This is a genomic window from Staphylococcus sp. SUC_1.2 (assembly GCF_026222585.1).
On record NZ_JANJPM010000008.1, the window covers coordinates 1 to 26,156 of the forward strand.

Annotated in this window: 28 protein-coding genes and 1 riboswitch; of the genes, 22 read left to right on the forward strand and 6 right to left on the reverse strand. The window is 31.1% G+C overall.

Annotated elements, in window-relative coordinates; all coding sequences use genetic code 11:
• Positions 1-38: 38 nt before the first annotated feature.
• Positions 39-2,240: an amidase domain-containing protein gene (locus tag NR218_RS04055; RefSeq protein ID WP_019835125.1), complete on the reverse strand. Its 2,202-nt coding sequence runs from the start codon at positions 2,238-2,240 to the stop codon at positions 39-41.
• A 264-nt stretch (positions 2,241-2,504) separates the two neighbouring features.
• On the opposite strand from NR218_RS04055, the gene NR218_RS04060 reads away from it, so the two are divergent.
• On the forward strand, positions 2,505-5,333 hold the full coding sequence (locus NR218_RS04060; RefSeq protein ID WP_232133108.1) for a YhgE/Pip domain-containing protein: 2,829 nt from the start codon (positions 2,505-2,507) through the stop codon (positions 5,331-5,333).
• Between the two features lie 55 nt (positions 5,334-5,388).
• Here NR218_RS04060 and NR218_RS04065 read toward each other — a convergent pair whose 3' ends face one another.
• The gene (locus NR218_RS04065; RefSeq protein ID WP_019835124.1) at positions 5,389-5,895 is read right to left on the reverse strand and encodes a hypothetical protein; all 507 of its coding nucleotides are present in this window, start codon (positions 5,893-5,895) and stop codon (positions 5,389-5,391) included.
• Between the two features lie 202 nt (positions 5,896-6,097).
• On the opposite strand from NR218_RS04065, the gene isaB (NR218_RS04070) reads away from it, so the two are divergent.
• The gene (gene isaB, locus NR218_RS04070) at positions 6,098-6,619 is read left to right on the forward strand and encodes an immunodominant staphylococcal antigen IsaB family protein (RefSeq protein ID WP_232133107.1); all 522 of its coding nucleotides are present in this window, start codon (positions 6,098-6,100) and stop codon (positions 6,617-6,619) included.
• A 45-nt stretch (positions 6,620-6,664) separates the two neighbouring features.
• Here isaB (NR218_RS04070) and NR218_RS04075 read toward each other — a convergent pair whose 3' ends face one another.
• Positions 6,665-7,063, reverse strand: coding sequence for a YolD-like family protein (locus NR218_RS04075; protein WP_232133106.1), 399 nt, complete (start codon positions 7,061-7,063; stop codon positions 6,665-6,667).
• A 331-nt stretch (positions 7,064-7,394) separates the two neighbouring features.
• Between NR218_RS04075 and isaB (NR218_RS04080) the strand changes: the two genes are divergently transcribed.
• From isaB (NR218_RS04080) to NR218_RS04090, 3 genes are all read left to right on the forward strand, one after another.
• Complete coding sequence (gene isaB, locus NR218_RS04080; RefSeq protein WP_019834626.1) at positions 7,395-7,919, forward strand: immunodominant staphylococcal antigen IsaB family protein; 525 nt, start codon at positions 7,395-7,397, stop codon at positions 7,917-7,919.
• 252 nt (positions 7,920-8,171) lie between these two features.
• Positions 8,172-9,407 carry an arginine deiminase gene (gene arcA / locus NR218_RS04085; protein WP_019834625.1) on the forward strand — a complete coding sequence of 412 codons (1,236 nt, stop codon included), beginning with the start codon at positions 8,172-8,174 and terminating at the stop codon, positions 9,405-9,407.
• Positions 9,408-9,543: 136 nt separating this feature from the next.
• On the forward strand, positions 9,544-10,305 hold the full coding sequence (locus tag NR218_RS04090) for an alpha/beta hydrolase (protein WP_265848384.1): 762 nt from the start codon (positions 9,544-9,546) through the stop codon (positions 10,303-10,305).
• 43 nt (positions 10,306-10,348) lie between these two features.
• On the opposite strand, the gene NR218_RS04095 is transcribed toward NR218_RS04090, so the two are convergent.
• Entirely contained in the window at positions 10,349-10,714 is a 366-nt protein-coding gene (locus NR218_RS04095) for a DUF4870 domain-containing protein (RefSeq protein WP_077700702.1), read from the reverse strand.
• Positions 10,715-10,869: 155 nt separating this feature from the next.
• On the opposite strand from NR218_RS04095, the gene NR218_RS04100 reads away from it, so the two are divergent.
• The 9 genes from NR218_RS04100 (at position 10,870) to NR218_RS04140 (ending at position 18,076) form a co-directional block, all read left to right on the forward strand.
• Positions 10,870-11,838, forward strand: coding sequence for a helix-turn-helix transcriptional regulator (locus NR218_RS04100; protein WP_265848385.1), 969 nt, complete (start codon positions 10,870-10,872; stop codon positions 11,836-11,838).
• Between the two features lie 61 nt (positions 11,839-11,899).
• The gene (locus NR218_RS04105; RefSeq protein ID WP_265848386.1) at positions 11,900-12,052 is read left to right on the forward strand and encodes a hypothetical protein; all 153 of its coding nucleotides are present in this window, start codon (positions 11,900-11,902) and stop codon (positions 12,050-12,052) included.
• A 108-nt stretch (positions 12,053-12,160) separates the two neighbouring features.
• Entirely contained in the window at positions 12,161-12,514 is a 354-nt protein-coding gene (locus tag NR218_RS04110; protein WP_406846241.1) for a hypothetical protein, read from the forward strand.
• Positions 12,507-13,229, forward strand: a complete 723-nt coding sequence (locus NR218_RS04115; RefSeq protein ID WP_079335497.1) for an ImmA/IrrE family metallo-endopeptidase — start codon at positions 12,507-12,509, stop codon at positions 13,227-13,229. Before NR218_RS04110 ends, NR218_RS04115 begins: the two co-directional genes overlap by 8 nt.
• Positions 13,219-13,818: a hypothetical protein gene (locus tag NR218_RS04120; protein ID WP_265848388.1), complete on the forward strand. Its 600-nt coding sequence runs from the start codon at positions 13,219-13,221 to the stop codon at positions 13,816-13,818. The genes NR218_RS04115 and NR218_RS04120 overlap by 11 nt, the downstream gene beginning before the upstream one ends.
• Positions 13,819-13,846: 28 nt before the next feature.
• On the forward strand, positions 13,847-14,089 hold the full coding sequence (locus NR218_RS04125; RefSeq protein ID WP_242554082.1) for a hypothetical protein: 243 nt from the start codon (positions 13,847-13,849) through the stop codon (positions 14,087-14,089).
• 24 nt (positions 14,090-14,113) lie between these two features.
• On the forward strand, positions 14,114-14,989 hold the full coding sequence (locus NR218_RS04130) for a hypothetical protein (RefSeq protein ID WP_053092400.1): 876 nt from the start codon (positions 14,114-14,116) through the stop codon (positions 14,987-14,989).
• A gap of 2 nt (positions 14,990-14,991) precedes the next feature.
• Positions 14,992-16,725, forward strand: a complete 1,734-nt coding sequence (locus NR218_RS04135) for a hypothetical protein (protein WP_265848389.1) — start codon at positions 14,992-14,994, stop codon at positions 16,723-16,725.
• 208 nt (positions 16,726-16,933) lie between these two features.
• Positions 16,934-18,076 carry a CapA family protein gene (locus NR218_RS04140; protein WP_414114554.1) on the forward strand — a complete coding sequence of 381 codons (1,143 nt, stop codon included), beginning with the start codon at positions 16,934-16,936 and terminating at the stop codon, positions 18,074-18,076.
• 78 nt (positions 18,077-18,154) lie between these two features.
• Here NR218_RS04140 and NR218_RS04145 read toward each other — a convergent pair whose 3' ends face one another.
• Positions 18,155-19,795 (reverse strand): alpha-keto acid decarboxylase family protein, encoded by a 1,641-nt coding sequence (locus NR218_RS04145; RefSeq protein ID WP_265848392.1) that lies wholly within the window; start codon positions 19,793-19,795, stop codon positions 18,155-18,157.
• Between the two features lie 147 nt (positions 19,796-19,942).
• Here NR218_RS04145 and NR218_RS04150 point away from each other — a divergent pair, with 147 nt between their 5' ends.
• From NR218_RS04150 to NR218_RS04160, 4 genes are all read left to right on the forward strand, one after another.
• A complete protein-coding gene (locus NR218_RS04150; protein WP_017175474.1) occupies positions 19,943-20,398 on the forward strand; it encodes a MarR family winged helix-turn-helix transcriptional regulator in 456 nt (151 codons plus the stop codon).
• 657 nt (positions 20,399-21,055) lie between these two features.
• Positions 21,056-21,262: a DUF1361 domain-containing protein gene (locus NR218_RS04155; protein WP_242536632.1), complete on the forward strand. Its 207-nt coding sequence runs from the start codon at positions 21,056-21,058 to the stop codon at positions 21,260-21,262.
• A complete protein-coding gene (locus NR218_RS12715; RefSeq protein WP_070491860.1) occupies positions 21,259-21,537 on the forward strand; it encodes a hypothetical protein in 279 nt (92 codons plus the stop codon). Before NR218_RS04155 ends, NR218_RS12715 begins: the two co-directional genes overlap by 4 nt.
• A gap of 161 nt (positions 21,538-21,698) precedes the next feature.
• Positions 21,699-21,800 (forward strand): SE2200 family small protein, encoded by a 102-nt coding sequence (locus NR218_RS04160; RefSeq protein ID WP_017175470.1) that lies wholly within the window; start codon positions 21,699-21,701, stop codon positions 21,798-21,800.
• A gap of 351 nt (positions 21,801-22,151) precedes the next feature.
• On the opposite strand, the gene NR218_RS04165 is transcribed toward NR218_RS04160, so the two are convergent.
• On the reverse strand, positions 22,152-23,627 hold the full coding sequence (locus tag NR218_RS04165; protein ID WP_070491863.1) for an alkaline phosphatase: 1,476 nt from the start codon (positions 23,625-23,627) through the stop codon (positions 22,152-22,154).
• 208 nt (positions 23,628-23,835) lie between these two features.
• A riboswitch (SAM riboswitch) is annotated at positions 23,836-23,936 on the forward strand.
• A 71-nt stretch (positions 23,937-24,007) separates the two neighbouring features.
• On the opposite strand from NR218_RS04165, the gene NR218_RS04170 reads away from it, so the two are divergent.
• The 4 genes from NR218_RS04170 (at position 24,008) to NR218_RS04185 (ending at position 26,097) form a co-directional block, all read left to right on the forward strand.
• Complete coding sequence (locus NR218_RS04170) at positions 24,008-24,181, forward strand: hypothetical protein (RefSeq protein WP_176744383.1); 174 nt, start codon at positions 24,008-24,010, stop codon at positions 24,179-24,181.
• 168 nt (positions 24,182-24,349) lie between these two features.
• Positions 24,350-24,517, forward strand: coding sequence for a hypothetical protein (locus NR218_RS04175; RefSeq protein WP_002488268.1), 168 nt, complete (start codon positions 24,350-24,352; stop codon positions 24,515-24,517).
• A gap of 12 nt (positions 24,518-24,529) precedes the next feature.
• Positions 24,530-25,195: a response regulator transcription factor gene (locus NR218_RS04180; protein WP_002454771.1), complete on the forward strand. Its 666-nt coding sequence runs from the start codon at positions 24,530-24,532 to the stop codon at positions 25,193-25,195.
• A 5-nt stretch (positions 25,196-25,200) separates the two neighbouring features.
• Positions 25,201-26,097: a sensor histidine kinase gene (locus NR218_RS04185; RefSeq protein WP_049382137.1), complete on the forward strand. Its 897-nt coding sequence runs from the start codon at positions 25,201-25,203 to the stop codon at positions 26,095-26,097.
• Positions 26,098-26,156: the final 59 nt, after the last annotated feature.

Below are 26,156 nucleotides of genomic sequence, written 5' to 3' on the forward strand. Positions count from 1 at the left end.
TTTCAAATTTTTGAAACTCAATGGCTTTTGTTCTGCATTTATTTAGGTTGAATATAGTGTAAAGATGAGGCAGTATCCGCATCAATTTGGCGATATGATACAATACCTAATCCTTTTACATTTGATTCTGAAATAATGATTGAGCCATCATCATTGACTTTTTCAACGAAAGCAACGTGACCATATAACGCACTTGCTCCAGATTGACCTGCTTCAAATACAACAGCTGTATGATTTTTAGGGGTTGTACTTACACTATAACCTGCGTCTTCAGCGCTATTATCCCAGTTATGTGCATCGCCCCAATGACCACCTACATGTTTATCAAATTGTTGAACACGTTCGTACACATACCAAGTACATTGACCATATGGATATGGTGAAGAAACATCTGAAATTGAAAATGGCTTAAATGCACTTCCTGAAACATCTGTGCCACTACTTCCTGTTGATTTTGAGTATTTATCTAAATCAGGCATGTGTTTCTTATCAAAATCAGTTAAATTGTAATGTTCAATTAAGCTATTTAATTTCGTTGCATAGTTTGGATCAGTCGCATAAGTTTGGCTTAAATGACGTGTTGCTGAACGATAACTTGGTGCAATATTTTTCCAAGATGATTTATAAATTGTAGGATTACCGTCAATACCATGTTTGATTAAATCAGCATAATCTTTTAATGAAGCTTTAAGATTTGGATATTTACGGAAACTAGCATTAATACTAAATATATTATTATCGCTACTAGCTTCAAGTGTATTGAAGTTAACTGAAGCGCCTTTATAACTACCTTTCATACCGAATAAATTGTAGTTTGGTGCTTGTGCAAGGGCGCTATTACCTGAACTTGATTCTAAAATGGCCTGCGCAATCATGACAGAAGCATAAATGTCATTATCTTGCCCAATTTTATGCGCATCTTTAGCAATAGATGTAATAAATTCACGTGTTGCTTTATTTTCTACCACTGCCATGTTTCCATTAGTAACATTGTTCCCATCTAATTGTGGTACGTCTTGGAATAAACTTATAGCGCGTGTATTACTTTGTTTAAAATCATTTTCAAATGATTGTGGTGCTTCTTGTTTATGTTTTAGTTGTTTCTCCGTTGGTAATTGTGGATTGTCTTTATTTGTGTCTAGTTGGTCTTGAGTTGTTGATGTATCTTTTTTTGAATCTTCATTTTGTGATGCTTGAGATGTGCTGTCTTTTTTAGATGATGTATAGTCTTTATGAGTTTGTTGTGCTTTATCACTATATTTATCAAGAAGCGCATCTAGTACATCCTCTGATTGTTGACGATCTTTGTTAGACGTTGCTTGATCTTCCTGAGCGGTTTGAGATGTTGTGTTGTTTGTTGTTTGCTGTGATGTTGATTGATTGCTACTTTCAGATGTCGATGACTCATTATTATTAGAATCATTTAAATCGGAAGCTAATTGATTCAATGAATCTAAAGCTTTGCTTACGCTAGAATCATCAGTTGAATGATTGTTATTACTGTTACTATATTTAAATGATGACTCAGACGGTTGATCTGATTGATTATTTTCTGTTAGTACATCAGATTGATTTGATGATGTGGTATGACTATTTGACTTGTCAGATGAGTCTTGAGGTGATGCATCGATTGTTGTGTGTTGCTGTGATGATTCAGTACGATCTTCATCTGAAGAAGTTATATTCGTTGCATTTTTGTCATCATTAGTATTAGATGAAGATGAATCACTTTCAACATGTTCATATTTAGAAATATCATCATCAAAATGGAATAAAGATGAAATCAAACTTGTTAAACTAAAGCCATTTTCAAAGTGACTAGGATCTAAAAAATTTGATGAGAATGAATGATTTGAACCATTCATGCTAAATACAGATAATGGTGTATGATACGTGTCTTCATCTTTAGTATTAGATGAACGATTATTTTTCGAATGTGTTGATGATGGTTTAGAATGAGAAGCGGCATCTTCATTTGAAACTGTGTCTGATTGACTTTCTTTTGACTGAGAGTCTTGCTTTTTATTATTATCAGAGCTATCAGAAGTTGAATCTTCTGAAGATGGAATTTCATTGCTTTCAGTACGTGTTGTTTCTGATGTAGAAGTTGAATCCTCATTATTTGATTCAGATGTTTTAGTTTGTTTTGTAGTCTCTTCAGCTTGAGCAACACTAGACGTAAATGTTGGTAAAACCAGAGTTGTAGTTAGCAAATATATCATGAATTTTTGCTTCGACATCAATAAACGCTCCTTACTTTTGTATAATATATTTTATAAATCCGTCTTAAGTCAGACGATTTCTATCGTATTTTAACGTAGCATTAGCTTTGTCGTTAAAATTATTTTCTGCTATAATGCATGAGTACCATTTTAATTGTTGACGTATATCAACTAATTATGGCATTCGTGATAAAAGTATTATACTAATTCTACGATATAAAAAACAATGTTTTAAATCATATTGATATAAATTCTTAATATTTCATTTTTAGGAGAGTGAAAATGAAGAACGCGTTTAAACTATTTTTGACAGACTTAAAGCGTGTCGCTAAAACACCTGCTGCTTGGGTAATTCTAGGCGGTTTGGCAATTTTACCTTCATTTTACGCATGGTTTAATTTATGGGCAATGTGGGATCCATATAGTAATACAGGTCATATTAAAGTGGCAGTTGTAAACGAAGACCAAGGCGATAAAATTCGAGGTAAGAAAATTAATGTAGGTAATACGCTCGAAGACACATTGAAGAACAATGATAAATTTGATTGGCAATTTGTCAGTCGGGAGAAAGCAGATCATGAAATACGAATGGGTAAATATTATGCAGGAATTTATATACCTAAGAAATTTACACATCAAATTACGGGAACACTTCGTAAACATCCGGAAAAAGCAGATATTACATATAAAGTGAACCAAAAAATTAATGCTGTCGCCCCTAAAATGACTGATACCGGTTCGACAATTATTGTTGATGAAGCCAATAAACAATTTAATACTACTGTAACGAAAGCATTATTGAAAGCAGCAAATAAAGTAGGTCTTCAAATTGAAGACGAAGTACCAACTATCGATAAAATTAAAAATGCAGTCTATACTGCCCATCAATCTTTACCTAAATTGAATAAAATTGCAGATAGAATTGTTTATCTTAATGATCATCAAGATCAGCTTGATCAATATGCGAATCAATTCCGTGATTTAGATACCTATAAAGATGATATTTTAAATGCTCAACAAAAATTAAATGATGTCAATGCAGCGATTCCTTCTTTAAATCAAAAAGCAAAACTAATTCTCGCATTGAATGAATATATGCCTAACATTCAGAAATTAGTGAATGTAGCAGCAGATGATATTCCTCAGACATTCCCTAAAATTAATAGAGGGGTAGAGATTGCGAGTCAAGGATTAGACTTAGCGAATCAACAACTTAATGATGCGCAAGGTTATTTAGGTATGGCTAAGCAACGTGTTGGGGATTATCAAGAGGCAACTAGGCGAGCACAAGCAGTTAATGGTAATGTGAATAATAATTTACGACAACAAAGTGCGACAACTAATGACAACGGTATGCCTCAATATACGATTCAAAAACTAAGTAATAGTTCGAATAATGATCAATTACCTAATGGTCAGATTCTTTCGAATGAAGATGTTAAATCAATGAATAGTGGACTTGCTGAAGCATTACTTGCATTATCTTCAAATGCGGATAAGCAAGCTAAGGCATCACAATCTGATGTAAAAGCATTAAGAGATATAACGTATGGTGTCATTGCCTCTAATCGTCCAACAGAATATAATGACATGCTTCGAAATATTAAAGGACGTTTAGAAAACACTTCAAAATACAATCAACAATTGATTGATGTATTAAAAGAATTACAACAACGTGAACATGTGAATTTAGCACCACAAATTAAACGAATCGAAAGTACCAATAACCGTATTAATGATACGTTACGTTCTACTAACCAATTGATTGATGCATTATCAAGTGGTGGTAAAGGTAGTGCGGAGTCTATTAATGTATTAAGAAGCTTGCCAGCTTTAAATTCTGGTTTAGGTAGTTATAGAGATTACATTAAAGATAATTTAAATCATCGTTTACTTGTAGTTTCTAATGATATTACAAAACAATTAAGTGAAGGCCAAGTTGTATTATCAGATGTGCAATCTAAATTAAATACGATTAATCAAGTGATTCAAGCAGGTCAAGATATTGTAGGTAATGGTCAAACTCGTATTGCAACACTTCAAAGTGAATTACCATCACTTGAAGCGGGATATATTGAAGCAACTCAAACTGCTAAAAATTACTTCCCAACAGTACGAAAAAATGTAGCAAAAGCTGCAGACTTTGTACGTAATGATTTACCTGATTTAGAACAACGTCTTGCAAATGCAACAGCTACTGTTAATGCTAACTTACCAACATTATTTGATAAATACGATAACGCAGTAGATTTATTAGATGAGAATCAGCCAAAAGCAAAAGAAGCTTTAGCGAATTTAGCGAATTTTGCACAAACAAAATTACCTGGCATCGAAAGAGATTTAAATAAGGCTAATGATATATTCAATCAATTGGACGATGATGATGCAGTAGATAAGCTTGTTAATAGTCTGAAAAACGACTTGAAAAAACAAGCAGATGTTATCGCAAACCCAATCAATAAGAAAACAGTTGATGTTTTCCCAGTCAGAGATTATGGTTCAGGTATGACACCGTTCTATACAGCATTATCTATTTGGGTAGGGGCTTTATTATTAGTAAGTTTATTAACGGTACACAACAAACATGAAGAACTTGCTGATCAATTAACAAAACGTCAAGAATATCTTGGTAAAGGGATGTTCTTTATAACAATGGGAATATTGCAAACACTTATTGTTACAACAGGTGACTTATTCTTACTTCGTGCACAAGTAGAATCACCATTGCTCTTTGTCCTTGTGGCACTTTTTGGAGCCATTGTGTTTAATACCATTGTTTATACGTGTGTGTCTATACTGGGTAACCCAGGTAAAGCTGTAGCCATTATTCTTTTAGTATTACAAATTGCAGGTGGCGGTGGTACCTTTCCAGTGGCTACACTACCTAAGTTCTTCCAAAACATTTCGCCGTACTTACCATTTACGTATTTAATTGATTGTTTACGTGAAGTAGTCGGTGGTATTGTACCGGAAATTTTAATTACAAAATTAATCATATTTGGACTCTTCGGTCTTGGTTTCTTCTTAATTGGATTTATTGCTAAACCATTCTTAGATCCAATTATGACTAAGATTGCAAAACGCGTAGAAGAAAGTAAAGTAACAGAATAGAAAATAAAATAGCCTGATTGATAATGAAACATCATTATCAGTCAGGCTATTATTTTTAATTAGATTTGTTATTAGATTCACTACTACGATTAGTATGACTTTCAGTAGAAGACTTCGTACTTTGTTGTGATGAAGGTTTTTCTTCTGTTGAAGGTTGTTCAGTTGATGTTTGCTCTGAAGATGGTTTTTCTTCTGTGCTTTGAGATGTAGGGCGTTTTGATGTGTTACTTTCTGAACTATGTTGTGATTGTGATGTAGTTGATGATTCGCTTGTTTTTGGTTGTGTAGTCTGAACAGTAGAGTGACGTTGTGTCGTTTGTTGGTGTTCTTGTATTGATTGACTTGTTGACTCAGATTGCGCCGTGGTACCATTGTCAGACTGACTTGTTTCATTAGATTGAACTGCATGATTTTCAGAAGTAGTTTCTTTTTTATCTTTCTTTTTAGTAGATTGTGTTTGATTTGGGTCAGATTGATTAGAATGAGTGGCTGCAAAAAAGATTGAGCATCCTAATGCCACAACAAGTAATATAATGACTATAGTTGCTAATATTTTTTTCAAATTATAGTCCTCCATTTTTAATTCATTTCTTTAGTTTATTATAATCAAAGTTCAACAAATAGGTAGTATTTATATAACCAAATCATATTACATTTTATTTACATAATTCTGTGATAGATACATCTAAAGTACAGTGAATTAAGATAAAGAGTATGAGATAATAATAGTGAAATAAAAATCCATTAGAGAAAGAAGGACAATCATGAATAAAATAGTTAAATCTATAGCATCAGTTACTTTAGCATTTGGGACAGTATTAGGCGTAAGTACAACTGTTTTACCAATCGAGGATACAGCTCATGCAGCTACAAAGCCATATTATGTATATAACGGATATGTAGATAAAGACGCAAAATTTGTAACAAATAAACAATTTATTAAAGCAGTTAAATATGGAAATGTAACAATGAATGGAATAAAATTTGAAAAAGTGCACAGTAATAAAGAACTTGAAAAATATAACCAAAAATTTACTGGTGTAAGTAAAGATGCCAAGAAGGCGAATAAAGTTCAATTTAGTGTTAAAGGGGATTTGACATATAATCAATTGAAAAAAGCGTATGGCTCAGATTTTAAAAAAGTAAAGGGTACTCCAAGTGATAAAAAAAGTGGTATTTTCGAATATCAACCTAAGAAAGATGGATTAATTGTTTCTTTTGTTATAACACATGGAAGAACAGTAGAAGTAGATATTGGCTATGAAGGTGTCACAACAAGTAAATAAATGAAAAAAACGAGCGGAATTGAGTTCAATTCTCGCTCGTTTTTATTATTCAATGTGACATAATACTGCAAATTCGAGTTGCATTGTTTGTGAGCCATTCTCATTACTAATTGTAATATACCGCTTTAATGTATCAATACGTTTAATATAAGCTGCAATAGAATGAATCGTACCATTTTTAAAATAACTAATCATAGCGAGTTGATGCGTTGTATATTTTTCAATTAATCGTCTATTCAGAATATTGAATTGATCATCCGACAAAGAGGGCATCGTTATTTTATTTTGATTTTCGATAAAAGTTTTTATTCGTTCATATTGTTCAGGCATCACTGCAAAAGGCGCCCACTTAATCATGCCACGTCCTTGTGGTATATTAGCGTCTAAATATTCTCTAGGAATTTTGCGATAATCTGTTTCATGTTTGTATTGATCAAGAATCATTAAAACCACCTCGATAATATTATAGAACATACGTTCGTATTATTGAAGTGATTTCTCCTAATATAAGTAAATTTTATATTTAAAAATTAAAATAATGAATTTATATATCATAAGACCACAAGTTTAACAAAGGGGAAGTAAACTCGTGGCCTAGTATTGTTATGTAATATAACATTTTATGAAGGAGTGAATAGGACTATTACTCCTAATTATAGTATACCACAATTTTATAAAAAAATATTTAAATAGATGGCTAATTACTATAAAGATTGTATAGATAAGAGTAATGAAGTATGATATGAGTAGTTTAAAGAGAAAGAGGAAGACGCATATGAAAAAGACAACAAAAGTATGTGTAGCTACAACAATAGCGTTTAGTACACTATTAGGTGCTAGCGTCACAGGTGCACTTGTTCAACAGCCGACTGCACACGCAGCAACGTCATCATATTACAACTATAATGGTTATGCGGGTCAAAATGCTTCATTCGTATTAGATAAAAATTTTAAAAATGCGATTAAAGCTGAAAATGTTAAATTTAATGGCATTAAAATTAAATCGACAACATCTAATAAATCGGTATTGAAATATGATCAATACTTCAGAAATGTATCTAAAGATGGTAAAACTGCCTCGTTATTAGATATGGAAGTCAAAGGTCAACTTTCATTAACACAACTAAAAAAAGTATATAGTAAAGAGCTACAAAAAATTGATAATGGTAACAACAACACAACAGGTATTTATTACTATCAACCTAAACAAAATGGTATGACAGTTTGGTTTGATGTTAATAAAGGTAAAGTAGACCGCGTCGTATTAGGCTATAGTACAGTACAAAAAGCAATGAATTAAATGGGTGATTGAAGTGAACGTATTCGCTTCAATCATTTTTTATACACATAGGCGAATAAATATTAAATGATTATATAAAGGTATTTCAAGTTAAAATTTTAAAATCGTCTTCTGATCGATAATTAAAAGGTTTTATTATTGGAAATTAACATTTAGTGCTACGATAGAATTATATACATGAAATGTATATTATGAACCACTGCTTCATGATAATTACAATAAATATACCATTTACTTGAAGGAGGAATACAAATGACAAAGGGGCCAATTCAAGTTAATAATGAAATCGGTACATTAAAAACAGTGCTATTAAAACGACCAGGTAAAGAGTTAGAAAATTTAGTACCTGATCATTTAAGTGGATTGTTGTTTGACGACATTCCATATTTAAAAGTGGCACAAGAAGAGCATGATCAATTTGCAGAAACACTTAGAAGTGAAGGGGTAGAAGTCGTTTATCTAGAACAACTTGCTGCTGAAGCGATTGAAAATGAAGATGTAAGACAGCAATTGATTGATGATATTTTATCAGAATCTCAAAAAACAATTTTAGGTCATGAGAAAGAAATTAAAACATATTTTTCAACATTATCAAATCAAGCATTAATTGAAACAATGATGTCTGGGATACGTAAAGAGGACATTCAACTTGAAACAACGCATCTAGTGGAATATTTAGATGATCGTTATCCATTCTATTTAGATCCGATGCCCAATTTATATTTTACACGGGATCCTCAAGCAAGTATTGGTAGAGGTATGTCGATCAATCGTATGTATTGGCGCGCAAGACGTCGTGAATCTATTTTTATGACGTATATTTTAAAATATCACCCTCGTTTTAAAGATGCAGATATACCGGTGTGGCTTGATCGTACTTCACCGTTTAACATTGAAGGCGGAGACGAGCTTGTGCTTTCTAAAGAAGTATTAGCTATCGGTATTTCAGAACGTACATCAGCTGAAGCCATTGAGCGGCTAGCAAGAAATATATTTAAAGACGAATACACTACATTTAAAAAAGTACTTGCGATTGAAATACCTAATAGTCGTACATTTATGCATCTAGATACTGTATTTACAATGATTGATTATGACAAATTTACAGTGCATGCAGCTATTTTTAAAGAAGAGAATCACATGAATATCTTTACAATTGAGCAAGATGAAATGAAAGATGATATTAAAATCACACACTCTAGACAGCTACGAGAAACGTTAGCCAATGCATTAGGTGTAGATAACGTAGAATTTATACCTACTGGTAATGGAGATGTCATAGACGGTGCTAGAGAACAGTGGAACGATGGATCTAATACATTATGTATTCGCCCAGGCGTTGTGGTGACATACGATAGAAACTATGTCTCTAATCAATTATTACGTGACAAAGGTATTAAAGTGATTGAAATTAAAGGTAGTGAATTGGTACGTGGTCGTGGAGGTCCAAGATGTATGAGTCAACCTTTATTTAGAGAAGATATATAATGTTTTCACGTGAAACAATTTATAATCAAAAACGTTAGTCATTTGGCTAGCGTCTTTTTATATTAAAAAACGTTCCATTAGTCTACAAAAAGTGTAAAATAGATATCATACTTATAAAATGGAAGGACGAAACAATATGGCATTTATGACTATTAATTATAAATCACCTACGATTGGGATGAATCAATCGTTTACAGCCATCGTTCCAGAAGACGATAGCTTTTTTAAACAACATGAACCTGTAAAACCTTTAAAAATGTTATTACTGCTCCATGGTCTATCAAGTGATGCGACATCGTATATGCGACTAACGAGTATTGAACGTTATGCAGAAGCACATCAGTTGGCAGTGATTATGCCGAATGCAGATCACAGTGGCTATGCGAATATGGCGTTTGGTCATAGCTACTATGACTATATATTAGAAATTTACAATTATGCACATCAAGTGTTACCAGTATCTAAAAAAAGAGAAGATAATTTTATTGCAGGTCATTCAATGGGTGGTTACGGAACAATAAAATTCGCTTTAACTCAAAGCCATTTATTTTCTAAAGCAGCGCCATTGTCAGCGGTATTTGATGTACAATCATTACTCGATATTGAGTGGAATGACTTTGACCCCAAAGCCATTGTCGGTGAAGCTTTAAAAGTTAAAGGTACAGAGTTAGATACCTATCACTTAGTGGATGAAGCGGTTGATAAAGACGCAACACTTCCAGAACTCTTTATTCAATGTGGCACAGAAGATTTCTTATATGATGATAATCAACGATTTATGAAATATTTAGATGAAAAAGGTATCCATTATAAATATGAAGAGGGACCTGGGGAACATGATTATGCTTTTTGGGACAAAGCAATTGAACGTACAATTGAATGGTTAGTAGAGAAATAAAAATATCCCTTTGTGATGATACGTCACAAAGGGATGTTTCGTTTTATTTAATGATTTCAATCGTAAATGGAACAACAAAATCTTCGCCTTTATTCATTGCAAGAATAGCTAAAATAGTATAGACAAAACCAGCAATACCTACAACGAATAAAGTTAAGTAACCAATTAACACTACAGTTAAAACTAAACTTGCAATGCCATAAATTGTATAACTAATCGCATAATTTAAATAATTTTTTCCTTGTTGATTTAAATATTCAGATTCATCTTTCTTCATAATCCAGATGACAAGTGCTGCAATAAACCCAGTAACTAAAGACAGTAACCACATTAACATGCCCATCGTTTTTTCATTTTGCGATACATTTGTAAATGCATGAGGATGTTTAGATTGATTTTGTAAATTCATAATTTTTTGTCCCAACTTTCTTAGAAATTTAAAATACTTAAGCATAGTATATCGAGACATTACGACAATTTTTGTCGCATCATTTAATTGCAACTTACATTTTTAATTAAAATATTGTTTAATGAAAGAAACGACTATGTAAAAGAGGGGTATCAATGACTAAAGCAACAGATGTACTTGACCTATATTTAAAGTTCATGGCAGGTCAACGTCTAACGAAACTAGAAATCAAGGATATACTTGAAAATAAATCAGAACGCACCGTTCAACGCTATATTGCTGATCTTAATACATTTTTTAAAGATAAAAATAAAAAAATTGTTATGAATCAAGTAGACAAAAAATATGAATTGATACGGGATGATAATGTATCCTTTGATAAAGAGCAGCTTCTTGCCATCTTAAAAATTCTTATTGCTTCTCGTGGTTTATCTAAAAAAGAAATTCAGTATGTTATTACTAGACTCAAACAACAGGTTTCTGATGAAAATTATAAAATTATTGAAAAGGCGATTAAGTCTGAAATGATACATTATGTGCCTATGAATCATGGAGAACCATTGTTTCACAAGTTATGGAAATTAAATGAATTGATTCAACAAGAGAAAATCATTGAATTTGAATATTTTAATGCGATGAATCGCGGTAGAATACATAAAATTAAACCTATGTATATTACTTATTCAGAACTCTATTTTTACCTTGTAGGTATCAATAAGAAAGAGCAAGTTATTATTTTTAGAGTAGATCGAATACAAGAGTTTAAAGTTACGGATGACAAATTTAAGGTTACGGATGATAAATTTAAGGTGCCGCATTCTCCATATATAAGAGAAGGAGAGTTGAAAAAACGGATTTATTTTATGTATGGCGGTGAATGGAAGAAAGTTGCATTCGAATTTAATGGAGGGATTATTGAATCGGTATTAGATCGTTTTCCGACTGCAAAGTTGATTAAAAAAGATTATATTAATAATCGTTTTACTGTAGAAATAGAAGTGATAGGAGATGGGATATTAATGTGGTTCTTATCTCAGGGCGCACGTGTTAAAGTATTGTCTCCTACAGATTTAAAACAAAAACATATTAATGAAGTTGAGAAGATAATAGAGAATTATAGGTAGACAAAAATTGACCAACTCTAAATGTACAATAAGATAAAACATACAAAAAGGTGGCTACATTATGATTAAATTAGATCGAGTAGCAAGAAAAAAAGCGGTGAAAGCATTATTGAAACCGAGTATATTTAGCACGCTAGAAGAACAAGTAAATATATATTTGTATCAAAACGAAAGATACATTAAAAATAAAAACCGAAAATATTTAAAAAAGTGAATAAATAACTGTATAAATAACTATATTTTTAAATTAAAAGGTATAGCAAAATATTTATAAAAATTTTATAATAAAAATGTATCAATCATGTGAAAGAAGGAAATGAATTTGATACCAAAATATACGCAAATAGAAATCAGTAAACGTATTCAATCTACAATTGATTCGAGCCATTTAAATATAGATGAATATGCTAAACAATATTGTTATGACATCACAAGACTCCAACGACTTTTACATCCGACACTAATTTGGATTGCAAAAGATTATCAACTCGCAGCTACGATACTTCACACTACTCCTAAGCAACTCTTAGCATCATTACCTCAAGAGGAATTAGATAGCATTTCATTTCGCGCCTTAGAGAATACGGAAGAAATCAACAATAAAGTACAACAACTAGATCAAATTTTTCAACTACTTACATATCAATTGAAGATTGGAAGTGATACTCATGACTGAGGCATATAAAGAAACGATTGAACGTATTCTTCCAATTGCAAAGCAATTTATCTCAAACTATAACATTCAATATCCGATTAAAGATAGCGTAGAATTACTGTCTAATATGGGTTATTACATTATTAAAGCACAAGCGCCAAATAATTTATCAGGTTTTTATATGAAGAAAGATAAATATCCATTTATCTTTGTGAATACAAGTCATAGTAAAGGACGTCAGAATTTTTCCTTGTGGCATGAAGTCTATCATCATTATATGGGGCATCAAAATGGAATTAGTGAGTTTAATCCCGAGTCATTAGTAGAACGTGAAGCGGAAATATTTGCAGGTATTGTGCTTTTACCTAATTCAGAAATTGAAAAATGGATGGATAAAGAAAAAGGCATTATGAGACCTGAAGTACTTGCACGAATGAGTGTCTACTATCAGATGAGTTTTAATGCAGTGATGATTCGTGCTATGCAATTGAATCCGATACCTTACGAAAAATATCAACAACTCAAAGCATTATCTCGAAAGGATCATTCTAAACAGTTATATGCAATTTACACAGAAAATAATTTAGAAACTGGCATTTTAGAGCCGACAAATGATATACAAATTTCACAAAATATTATGACAATTCTAGAAAAAAATTATAATGATGGGTTAACAACTGGCGCTAAAATTAATGAAATGATTCAGAGAATTGAGGTGCTTAATAATGAAACATAACGTTATTACGCCACCAATTGTAGATACAGATATATGGGTGTATCTAATCTTATCAGGGTACTATAAACGGATTATTGAGTATTATGGATATTTGCAATTTTCAGATGTAGTAGAAAAAGAAATTATGAATTGGCAGAAAAACAAGCAAGAATTTTCAGAGATTGCAAACAAGTTCTCGGAGTTAAAAGCAAAAGGAAATGTGAAAATCATTCAATTTGATAGTTTTGATAGCTTAGATCAAGCGAGTATTAATCATACGTTGAGTGAATTTGGACTAAAAGAAGTTGGTATTTTAGAAAAAAACAAAGGCGAATTTACAAGCTTACTTTACGCCTTACACAAAGATATACATAGATTTAAAACAAATGATCACAAGTTTAAGGTTGAAGTAGAAGATTTCATTGACGAAGACTTTACCTTTGTTAATTGGACAAACATTCTAGATAACTACAGTAAAAGCTTTAATGAAAAAATCCAATCAAAAAAACTAGTTGATAGCAAACAACTAAAAATGAAACAGCAAAACGAAACATACAAAAAAGAAAAACAAGACCCACGATGGGATAAATTAAAAGAATTAATGGGGTAAAGTAAAAAGTTATGGAGAGAGGAAGAATATGAGAGTATTTATATTTTTATTTATAATTGCTTTAGGGATAATTGTATTTAAAAAATTCAAAAATTCAAAAAAATACAATTTATATTTAGCAATAATAATAGCAATTATGATGATTATTTTCTTTTTTATAATAGTAGCTATTTTTAAATATTTAGTAATTTTCTTACTAATTGGAGTTGGGATTTATCTATATAAAAGATTTTATAGAAAGCAAAAAGACGATATCAGATTTGATGAGTAAATAAATTAAAAAGGAAGAAAAATTATGTTAAATAAAAAAAACAGAGTTGAAGCAGTTAAAAGTTTAGAAAAAGCCTTAGAAAAATTTGAAGAAGAAAAAGCTAATATGGTAACTCAATCAGAGAAATTATATGCTGAAAGATTAATTTTAAAAGATAATATAAAAAAAGTTTGGCAGTTTTTGAATAATATGCGAAATAAACCTGAAGAAATAAAGGTGGAAGTTGAAAAATTAAAGATTGAATTTAAAAAATTTGAAGGCTTTGTTCAAGAAATTAATGAAGAAGTAGAAGCTTCAAGGAAAAAGACAGTTGGAGGAGCTGGAAGTGGTATAGCGGCTGGTGTAGGTGTAGCAGCTTTTGGACCTTCAGCAGCTATGGCTATTGCTACAACTTTTGGTACAGCGTCTACTGGTACAGCAATTTCTACTTTAAGTGGTGCTGCTGCAACTAATGCTGCTCTAGCATGGCTAGGTGGAGGCGCTTTAGCAGCTGGTGGAGGGGGAACTGCTGCAGGATCAGCATTGTTAGCTCTATCGGGTCCAATAGGATGGACAATTGGAGGAGTTAGTATAGCTACAGCTGGCTTGCTTAGAAATTCAAAAAATAAAAAAGTAGCTAACGAAGCAAGAACAAAAGAAGTAGAAGTTCAAGCTCAAATTAAAATGTTAAAAGGTACAAGTGAAGAAATTATTGAAACTACAGATTTAACAGAAACTACGAATATGTTAATCGACCCATTCTATGATGATGTATTAAATAGAACTAATAAATATAAAGCCGATTATAAACTGATTAAAGAAGCGGGCGATACAGATTTAATTAAAGACTTAGGTAGTTTAATAAATCAAGCAAAAGGTGCTACTGAATTATTAAATAGAGCCATAGGTAAGGCGGAATAATTATGGAAGAAGCGATTAGTTTTGAAAAATTTCTAGACCTAAACTATTTAACAGAAGATAGTCTATTTAAAATTAAAAATGTTAATGAATCTACAAATAAACTACTAGAAGAATACAAAGAAATAGCCGTCAATCAAGTTATTCAAAATTTTGGATTAGACAAAATACTAAATATTTATAAAGATGGCGGTAATGTAACTACTTTTCATAATTATAAAAATAAAATTTTTAGCGATAAAGAAAGTAAAGAAAAATATGAATTTCAACAGAAAAATAAAACAAATTTTCAAAGAAGTGATTACGATCAAGATGTAATTAAAAAGAAAAGGTTTGGGAAAGATGTAATTATCTCTCGAAGTTTATCAAATCTTAATAAAAGAGCTTACCAAGAAATAAACGGTAATCAAGAAACATCTAAAAAATACAAGGAGAGTAGGAATTCAAAAAATCAACTTAATGGGTTAGTTAATAATCATATGGTTGGTAAAGGAATAATTAAAGATGGATATAATAGTGAAAATTTATTAAGTGTTAAACAAAATAACAAAGACAACGTTCATAATGATCATATTCTGAGTTTGAAAAAATTAAGTACTGATGATGCATTTAATTTCTACTTACCTAGAGATGAACAAAAGAAATTTGTAAATAGTTCTCAAAATTTAACATTTACCACTGGTCCTGCTAATCAGTCAAAAGGTGAATTAGAGGGTACTAAATGGGGCAATAAAATTAATAAAGATGGAAGAACAAATGCAGAAAGATTTAATAAAAATATTGAAGAAATAGAATTAAAAGAAAAGCGAGCAAAAAAAAGTTTAAATAAAAAAATAAAAGTAAATAAATTAAAAAAACAAAGTAAAGTTGTTACAACTAGTTTTAGTTCAGGTGCTAAAATGGGCATGAAAGAAATGCTAGGAATGCTACTTTATGATTTGCAAAATGAATTTTTTAAAGAGATGAAGTATTACTTTAATAATTTTAAAAATTTTCATAAAAATAAAGTTAAATGGCAAGAATTAACATTATGCTTCAATAGAATAAAAGATAAAGTATTTAATAGAGCAAAATCTTATTTTGTAGGATTTAGTACAGGATTTATTAGTGGTTTTCTAGGCAATATATTAACAGTTATTATAAATACATTCAAAACAACTTATAAACGATTAGCGAAATTAATCGGTGAGACATTTAATGGGGTAGTTAAATCAGTTAAGTTATTACTAACGGCTGAAAATGATGAAACAAAGTATAAAGAAGCAGTCAAAGTTTTTACTGCTACTGTAATTGGAGCTTTAGGTGGAATTATGACAGAAAGTTTAATTACCTACTTAAGAACTACACCTTTTTCAATTTTTGCAGAGTTAATTGGTGCAACTGTAGGTGGTATTTTAACAGGAATGACTGTTGCAACAACTATGTATATGATTGATGACTTCAAAGGATTTATAGATTCTTTGAAAGGTATATTTAAGAAAGATGAATATTCTCAAGAAGAATTGAAAGCTAAATTTGAAGAATTGTTGAATAAAATAGATGAAGAATATACTATTATTCTGAAAAGAATCAGAAGAGAATATTTGAAGTTAAATGAGATAACATTAAAGGCATTTGACATGAAAATAAGCGCCAATGAAAGATTGACCAATACAGCCATTTATGCTTCTACGATGAATGTCAAAGAAAATGAAATAGTTGAAGATTTGGAAGATATCGATGATTTCTTTTTTAATTAATGTATAGAAATGAACTTCTTTACTTATATAATCTAAATATGATTTTACGTTTTTAATGTAATTAATTAGTTGGTTTGGAAATAGTACTTAAACAACTCATCTAACAAGTTGGCACTTTTTGTAAAGATATAACATAAAAATTATTTATTAAAAAGTATTTTATAAACGCAAAAAATATCACTTTAACCCAATAAGGAGCGTAAGTTTAGTGTACAAATATTACATAACCTCGATCGTTATTTTTCTAGTATTTTCGCTGATATGTGGCATGGCGCTTGTTGAGGACAATAGTACAAAAGTTTCCGTTGTGGCAGTAGGAGATAATTTAATTCATCCTGTCGTCTATCATGATGCACAATATTCAGATGGTACATATAACTTTAAACCAATGTATTCTAATATAAAGAAAGACATAGCTAGACCTGACTTAGCTTTTGTCAATCAAGAGTCTCCACTTGGTGGGGATGATATTCCATTTTCAGGATTTAAACGATTCAACACACCTAGTCAGGTAGCAAGTGACATTGTTGCAACAGGGTTCGATGTGATTAATGGTGCAAATAATCACTCCTTAGATCAAGGAGATCAAGGGGTTACAAATCATATACAGACTTGGGAAAAATTTGATCATAACGTATTGTTTACAGGAATATACAATTCGAAAAAAGAGGCGAATCGTGTACATACCATTTCTAAAAATGGCGTGAAAATCAGTGTATTAAGTTATACATATGGAACAAATGATATGGTCTCAAATTATCCATATACAGTAAAAACGTTTGACGAAGCAACTATTAAACGGGATATACGAAAGGCAAAACAACAAAGCGATGTAGTGATGGTGTCGGCACATTGGGGAAATGAAAATCACCATACACCAAATAAAACACAGAAAAAGTACGCTCAATTATTTGCAAATGAGGGTGTAGACGTCGTTATTGGTACGCATCCACATGTGATTCAACCAGTAAAGTGGGTTAAAGCAAAAAACCATCATCATAAAACGTTGGTAGCCTATTCTTTAGGTAATTTTTTAAATGGACAGTATAGTGGAGATGAAAATAATCAATTGTTAGGAAGGATAAACTTCGATGTAGTAAAAGAACCTAAAGGTGTACATTTAGAAAATGTTAAATGGACAAGCATGGTCAATCATTACGAACAAGCACGTCCTACCAACAAACAAACACGACAACATTTTAAAATTTATAATCTTGATGATTACACACCACAATTAGCACAGAAACATGGATTACAGTATGATTCAGACAGTGAATGGAATATCAAACATTTACAGGAGATTACAAAGGATGTAATCGATCGAACATTTTTAAATGAAAGAAGTTTATAAAAAAGAGCGACTGTACATGTGCAAATGGTACGTACAGTCGCTTTTGATTTATCTATTTAAATATTCTATCAAGGCACATTATTTATTTTGATTAGCAAAAGCTTTGGAAATATCTCGCAATGTTTGTGGTGCATCATCCCACTTCATTGTCACTTCAGTGAAGTGCATGTGTTCTTGATCTTCGTTTATTTCATCGAAGACAGCCTTTAAATCTTTTGAAGTCTTAACATCATGGACTTTCACGCTATCTCCACCAAATACGTTTGGTAATGCTTTGTAATCCCACATGTTGATATCATTATAGGGCTCTTCCATACCATGAATGAGACGTTCAACAGTATAACCATCATTATTAATTAAAAAAATCACAGGTTTAATATCTTGACGAATCATCGTTGATAACTCTTGAACAGTTAATTGGAATGACCCATCACCAATTAATAAGATATTACGACGGTGTGGATTAGCTAATTGGGAACCTAATGTAGCTGGTAATGTGTAACCAATTGAACCCCATAAAGGTTGACCAATAAATGACATATTTTTAGGTAAAGTTAAACTGTAAGCCCCAAAGAAGGATGTTCCCTGTTCTGCGATTAATATATCATCGCCACCAATAAAGTCTTGCATCATTTTAAAGTAAGTGTCTTGAGTTAACATATCATCAGTTAATTCATAGTCATTTGATTCTGGTTGTTGGTAAGAAGGGAATGAATGTTTATTTGTATAATCTATCGTACTTAACGCTTCTAAGAATTCAGGCAATATAATTTCTTTATCAATCGTATCGTTTAATTTGAATAGACGATGATTAATCATGACCACTTCGTTAATATCAAATTTATATGAAAAGCCTGCAGTAGCTGAGTCAGTTAATTTGGCACCAATATTTAAAATAGCATCGCTATGATCGACATAGTCTTTAATGTCATCTTTAGCAATTTCTCCATCATAAATACCCATATAGTGTGGGTTTTCTTCATTGAATGCCCCTTTACCTAACGATAATTGAACAACTGGAATATTCGTTTTATTTACAAATTGTTCTAATTCATCATGTAAATGGAAACTATTGATTTCATGACCAGTAATAATTAATGGTTGTTTAGCTGAACGTAACTTATCAGCCACCATATCTACATATTGAGATACATCTTGTTGAGGTGTTTTTTCAACTTTGAATGGTTGTTCAACTTCAATATCTGACACTGCTACATCGATTGGTAAGTGAATGTGTACAGGTCGACGTTCTTGAATTGCAGCATTGATTACTCTAGGGATTTCAGTTGTTGCATTTTCAGGCGTGATATAGGCTTGTGCTGTTGTAATCGGTTCAAACATATGTCGATAACTATCAAAGCGTCCTTCACCTAAAGAGTGATGCACATATTTGCCTCCCTTTTCAACAGCTCTTGTTGGTGCGCCTGTGATAGCAATGACCGGAACACGTTCTGCATATGAGCCTGCAATACCATTGACGGCACTTAATTCTCCAACACCAAATGTTGTTACGAGTACGCCTAGTCCGTTCATACGTGCGTAACCATCAGCGGTATAAGCACCATTTAGTTCATTCGTTGTTCCAACCCATTCAACGCCTTCGTGACTTACGATGTCATCTAAAAATGCTAGGTTAAAATCTCCTGGCACACCAAATATTTTATTAACTCCTGCTTCATGTACTGCATCCATTAAATATTGTCCTACACGTTGTTTCATATTCAATTCCACCTTTGTATTGCTTTTGTTTACATATATAGGATAAGCCTGGTTATAAATAAAGTCAACATTATTGACCTTTTGATGAAAGTCGTTAGAAAATTTACTATAATAATTAATAATGACTTTGAAAAGGAACGAGTGAATATGGATCGAAATAAAAATGATTATGAACACATGCTATTTTATTTCGCTTATAAAACGTTTGTGACGACTGCAGATGAAATTATCGAAAAATATGGTATGAGTCGACAACACCATCGCTTTTTATTTTTTATCAATAAATTGCCTGGTATTACGATTAAGCAGTTACTAAACACGTTAGAAATATCAAAGCAAGGGTCTCATGCAACATTGAAAAAGTTAAAAGAAGAGGCATTAATTATCGAACAACAATCTGAAGAAGATCGCAGAGTAAAACAATTATTTCCAACGCCTAAAGGAAGTAAACTAGTAGAAAAATTAAACAAAGCTCAAGATGAATTAATGCAACAAACGTTCCAAAAAGTTGGAAAAGATTGGTATGCGATTATGGAAGAATTATCGAATTATCGAGAAGGGTTTCAAGATATTAAACATTTAAAAGATGAAAAAGAATCTTAAAAAAGAAGCTGAACTGATGTATATTGAAAGTTCAGCTGTTTCTATACCATTTTAAGGAGAAAATATACTGACTATGATCAATAACAATGAAAAGTTAATTCAACTTATTTCAAAATAAAGATATTTACATTTAATGTACAACGTACGATAGGATATTTGACTGTAATAAAACCAAATAATATTGTAGATTACATTATAAAATGTTAAGTGGTTCAATTAAAATTAACACTAGACTGTCAATAAATATTTTTCACGCATAACGGTTATTTGTGAAAAGTACATAAAAAATGAAAACAATTGAGCGCTAGCCATGTCTTCCTTTACAACAGTTATAAAGAATGCAATTCGAAAGTATATGTTTTAATATAAAAGAGGTTAGAGTAAAGTAGAATGTTAAGATATCACCTATTAGCATTTTAATTTTCTAACCTTATTTTATTTATAGAAAGAAAGTGGGACTGATATATTGCAAGGAAACATTTATATGGTTATTGATTAAATTTAGTTAATTACATGAAATAAATTTAATTAGATGAGCAGTATTTACATAGTTACTTAATAAGTGTTTCCTTTGCAATAAAATAAATTGTATAATCTTTATATTTATAACTTTATCATATTATACTTCTAATATATGACCTTAATCATTACTTAGTATTGTTTTTAAAGTTTCTAAATGGAATAGGAATATTTGTAGAACATGTTTTGAGATTTCATACGATTTATTTATTCACACACTCGTTAACCATTACGTATCACGTTTTTGATGCCATCGATTTAAAAAGTGTTATTTTTATTATGCTTGTGGTATTATTACAAACCATTGTGATATTATTTGTGAAAGGAGTACGATTAATAAAATGATTCACATACTACTCCTCTTAGTCATTGTCATTATATTGCAAGTGCTAATTAGATATTTTCTTAATAAAATAGAGTTAGAGTCAAAGTATAAAAATATGATTACTTATTTACCATTAGGTTTAGGATTGTTTTTTGTTCAAAATGTATATTATGAACGTCAGTATCCACATTGGGAGGTACCACTTAAAGAAAAGTTGAATTTAAAATATATTTATCTTTTTACTTTCTTAGAATTTGTTGCAATATATATTTGTTTATTTGTGATGAAAAATTAAATATTATTGTAAGTACATTCTCTAAAATGACATAAATATAATGCAATTTGTTCGATTGACTTTAAAATTAATAGCAATTGAGTGTATAATATATTTAGTCTAGACTTGTTTTTTGACAAAACAAATCTAATTTACGCTAAAAATTAAAAGGAGTGACAATAATGAAAAAACTTTTAGTTACAACTATTATTGGTTTTGTAGGCTATATTGCTTTCAAAAAATACCAAAACAAAGTAAACGAAATGCCAAATATTGAATATTAATCATATAAACCGAGATATTTCTAAGATTGAAATATCTCGGTTTTTTGTTTTAATGTATTGATATACGAAAGAATTAATTATAATTAAATCATTTACAACTAAAAATATTACTAAGTAAAAAAATACATAATTGAAAAAGATATCAAACGAGACCTTAATATACCAGTTTTAAGCTCTATTCCAATAAAGATAGCTTAAATGAAGTAAAACAAAAAATTAAAGATAATTTAGAAATTAAATAATCATATATTAAAAGCACTTTAGCGATGATTGAATCGCTAAAGTGCTTTATCTGACTATAAAACAAGACGCTCTTCAATTATAGAGAGCGTCTTATCTATGAGCTAAATATTATTGTTGATTTTGGTTAGAAGTGACATCTTGACCAAAGAAGTCGAAGATATTTTTCGCACTATCTGTGTTATCAATGTTACCACGGAATTTATCAGCACCTGGACCATATGCATAAGTATTTACATCTTCACCAGTGTGACCATATGTTGTCCAACCAGTATGAGATTCGTCATTAATTGGTTTTTGAATTGCATCTTGTAATTGAGTTGTTGCTTCTGCAATTTTTGGATCATCGTCATTTTTAGCTTTATCTTTAACGTCTTTTAATTCTTTCGCTGCATCTTTAACTTTATCTAATTGTTTTTTAGGGAAGTCGACACCATAACCTTCATTGATCACTGTTTCAGGGTCTTTACCTTTAGCAATTTGTTCAGTCATGTAACTGCCAGAATGTTTCATTTTATGAATAGCGTCTGGATTCCATACGTAATCTTTGCCTTTAGCGATGGATAAACCGCCAGTTGAGTGGTCAGCAGTTGCGACAACTAATGTATCTTTATGATTTTTTGCATAGTCGATAGCGTTTTGGAATGCTTTATCGAAACCGCTCATTTCTGACATGACACCAGTGATATCATTAGGATGACCAGATTTATCAATTGAAGCGCCTTCTACCATTAAGAAGAATCCTTTATCATTTTTTTCTAATTTAGATAATGCACTCTCTTCCATATCTGCTAATAATGGATTTTGTTGTGGTGCATCAATTTGTAACGGCATATTTTTCTCAGCGAATAAACCTAATACTTGGTCACTTTTTGAGTTAGCTAAGTCAGTCTTATTGGTTACATAGTCGTACCCATCTTTTTGAAATTTCTCAGTTAAATGACCATTTTCTTTACCGAAGTATTTAGAGCCTCCACCTAAAAGAACGTCTACTTTATGTTGGCCATTAATTTTATCATTATAAAATTGTTGTGCAATCTCATCTTTTTTATCACGATCATCTACATGTGCCGCATACACAGCTGGGGTTGCATCAGTGACTTCTGCTGTTGTCACTAAACCAGTTGATTTGCCTTGTTCTTTAGCATATTCTAATACTGACTTTAAAGGTTTTTTATCATTATCTACAGAGATTGAACCATTATATGTTTTATGACCTGTAGCGAAAGCTGTGCCACCTGCAGCTGAGTCAGTGACATTTTCTTTAGGATCGTTAGGATTAGTACGGTTAGTTCCTTTTAAATATTTATCAAAAGCAGTTTGATCTAATTCTTTGGTATTAGGATTATCTGCATAATAACGGTAAGCTGAATTATAAGAAGGACCCATACCATCTCCAACCATGAAAATCACATTTTTAGGATTTTTAGTGTTACCGATGGCCATGTAATCGCCATTTTGACCTTGTTGATCTTGAGCACCTTGTCCAGCACCAGATGCGAATGACACATGTGTTGTACCTAATACTGAAGCAGCTAGAATTGAAGTTGCTACTGTGGTTTTTCCAAATTTATTGATGAAACTCATTATTAAAAAAGCCCCCTAATATGTAAAATATAGATTACTTACATCTTTATATTAAGAAACTTTATTTGATTTGAAGTAAGTATTTAGTAAACTTTAGTTTAAGGTATTGTAAAAAATTATTAACTTATCCTATTCTATGATTTAATAAATTAATTTAATATAAAGAATTGAAAATGTATGTTATAATAGTATTAAATAAAATAGTTTAATCTTATTAAGAGTAAGTGGAGGGAATTGGCCCTATGAAACTTCAGCAACTGCGCTTTGCGTGAGGTGCTACATCCAACAGGATTTCCTGAAAGATAAGAAGATGTCGACAAGCGCTTCTTATTTAAGGAGGGCTATTTTATTTACCCAAATTAAAAAAAGGTGGTAAACATATGACAACATTACAAGAACTATTTAAAGAATTAGATAATTGGGAACAGCATAGTCCTAAAAGTTGGGCAGGAAGTATGGGAAGAACAGCAAAAATCAATGATATCAAAAGACAAATTAAAGAAGCGATCACCATAGAAGATATTAGAAAGTATATTTTAAATAAAGAAGATTAAAAGTAAAAGAAGCATGGGAGTGAGACGGCGTATTCAAAATGAATTCGAATCTCGCTCCTTACTTTTTTATGAAACAGTTAATCTCGAATATATTCAATTTAAAGAAAAAGCGTTAAAATAAAGTTAAAGAAATCATGTCATTAATAAATATATAGAGGTGAATCAATAATGATATTCGTAATGTTATCTCCTTTACTGATAGTTGTATTTATCGCATTATCTATTATGGAAGAAAGAAAACGTAAGAAAAAAACAAAACATAAAGAAAATAAATTTGAACAAGAAAAAAATAAAATGTCTAATCCTAATGACAATAATGATCATGACGCAAAATAAAGGATGAAAAAAATGAAAGTATTGATTGTCGAAGATGATGTCGTCATTGCAGAAAGTCTAGGGAATGAACTCTCACATTGGAACTATGAAGTGAGTATTGCTAAGCAGTTTGATAATATTCTTGAAGAATTTAAAACTGCAGAACCTGAACTTGTGTTATTAGATATTAATTTACCTACATTTAATGGTTATCATTGGTGCCAAGAGATACGTAAAGTATCTAATGTCCCAATTATTTTCATTAGTTCGCGTACTGATAATATGGATCAAATTATGGCAATTCAAATGGGTGGAGATGACTTTATTGAAAAGCCATTTAATTTGTCACTTACTATAGCGAAAATTCAAGCATTGCTTCGTAGAACATATGATTTAACGGTTTCAAATAATGAGATGACTGTTAAAGGGTGTAAGCTCGTTGTTGATGAAGCCACACTATACTACAACAATGACTCTGTACAACTTTCGTTTACTGAACTACAAATTTTGAATAAATTATTTCAAAATGAAGGAAAATATGTCAATCGTACAGCAATTATTGAAAAATGTTGGGAATCGGAGAATTTTATTGATGATAATACGTTAGCAGTAAATATGACACGCCTACGTAAAAAACTGCAATCTATCGGTATTGTTGATTTCATTGAGACAAAGAAAAATGTAGGATATAAGGTGTAAATATGATGTTAAAAGCATTTATAAAATCGATACGTCATCAAATGATGATAGTAGCATTATTTCTATTACTTTTTTTGGTGATTTTCTTTCTTTTTAATTTGCCTTTCAATGCCTTCTTTCTAGGTATGGCAATTATTCTTTTCATAATGATTATTTTTTGGTTGATTCAACTTAGTGGATTTCAAGAAGCAGTGTCTTTAAAAGAAGAAGTTGCTGACTTAGAAGATGAATTACAACGTGTAAAAAATGAACAATCTGCATACCAAGTCAATGTTGAGAACTATTTTTTAACATGGGTGCATCAAATGAAGACACCTATTACCGCTTCGAAACTCCTTTTAGAAAGAAATGAAGATAATGTAGTGAATCGCGTGCGTCAAGAAATTATACAAATTGATAACTATACGAGTCTTGCACTTAGCTATTTAAAATTAATGAATCAAGAAACGGATATGTCCTTTTCGAAAGTAGTCATTAATGATCTCGTTAAACCTCTTATTATGAAATATTCGATTCAATTCATCGACCAAAAAACAAACATTCATTACACACGTTGTGAAGATGAAGTACTTACTGATGTTCAATGGTGTACAATCATGATAGAACAAATTCTTAATAATGCTTTGAAATATGCACGTGGTAAAGACATTTGGATTACGTTTAACAACGAAAATCGTGTGCTATCTATACGAGATAATGGTGTAGGAATTAGTAAAGCCGATCTTCCCAAAATCTTCGATAAAGGCTACTCGGGCTATAACGGAAGACTTAATCAACATTCAAGTGGCATTGGATTATTTATTGTTAAACATATATCGGCACATTTACATCATAAAGTAGAAGTGTCTTCAACGCTCAATGAAGGAACTACATTTGACATACATTTCCCAGAAAATAATTAAACTTTCAATAATGTAAGGACAACCAGTAACATTTTTAAGAAATGATTAATGTTACTGGT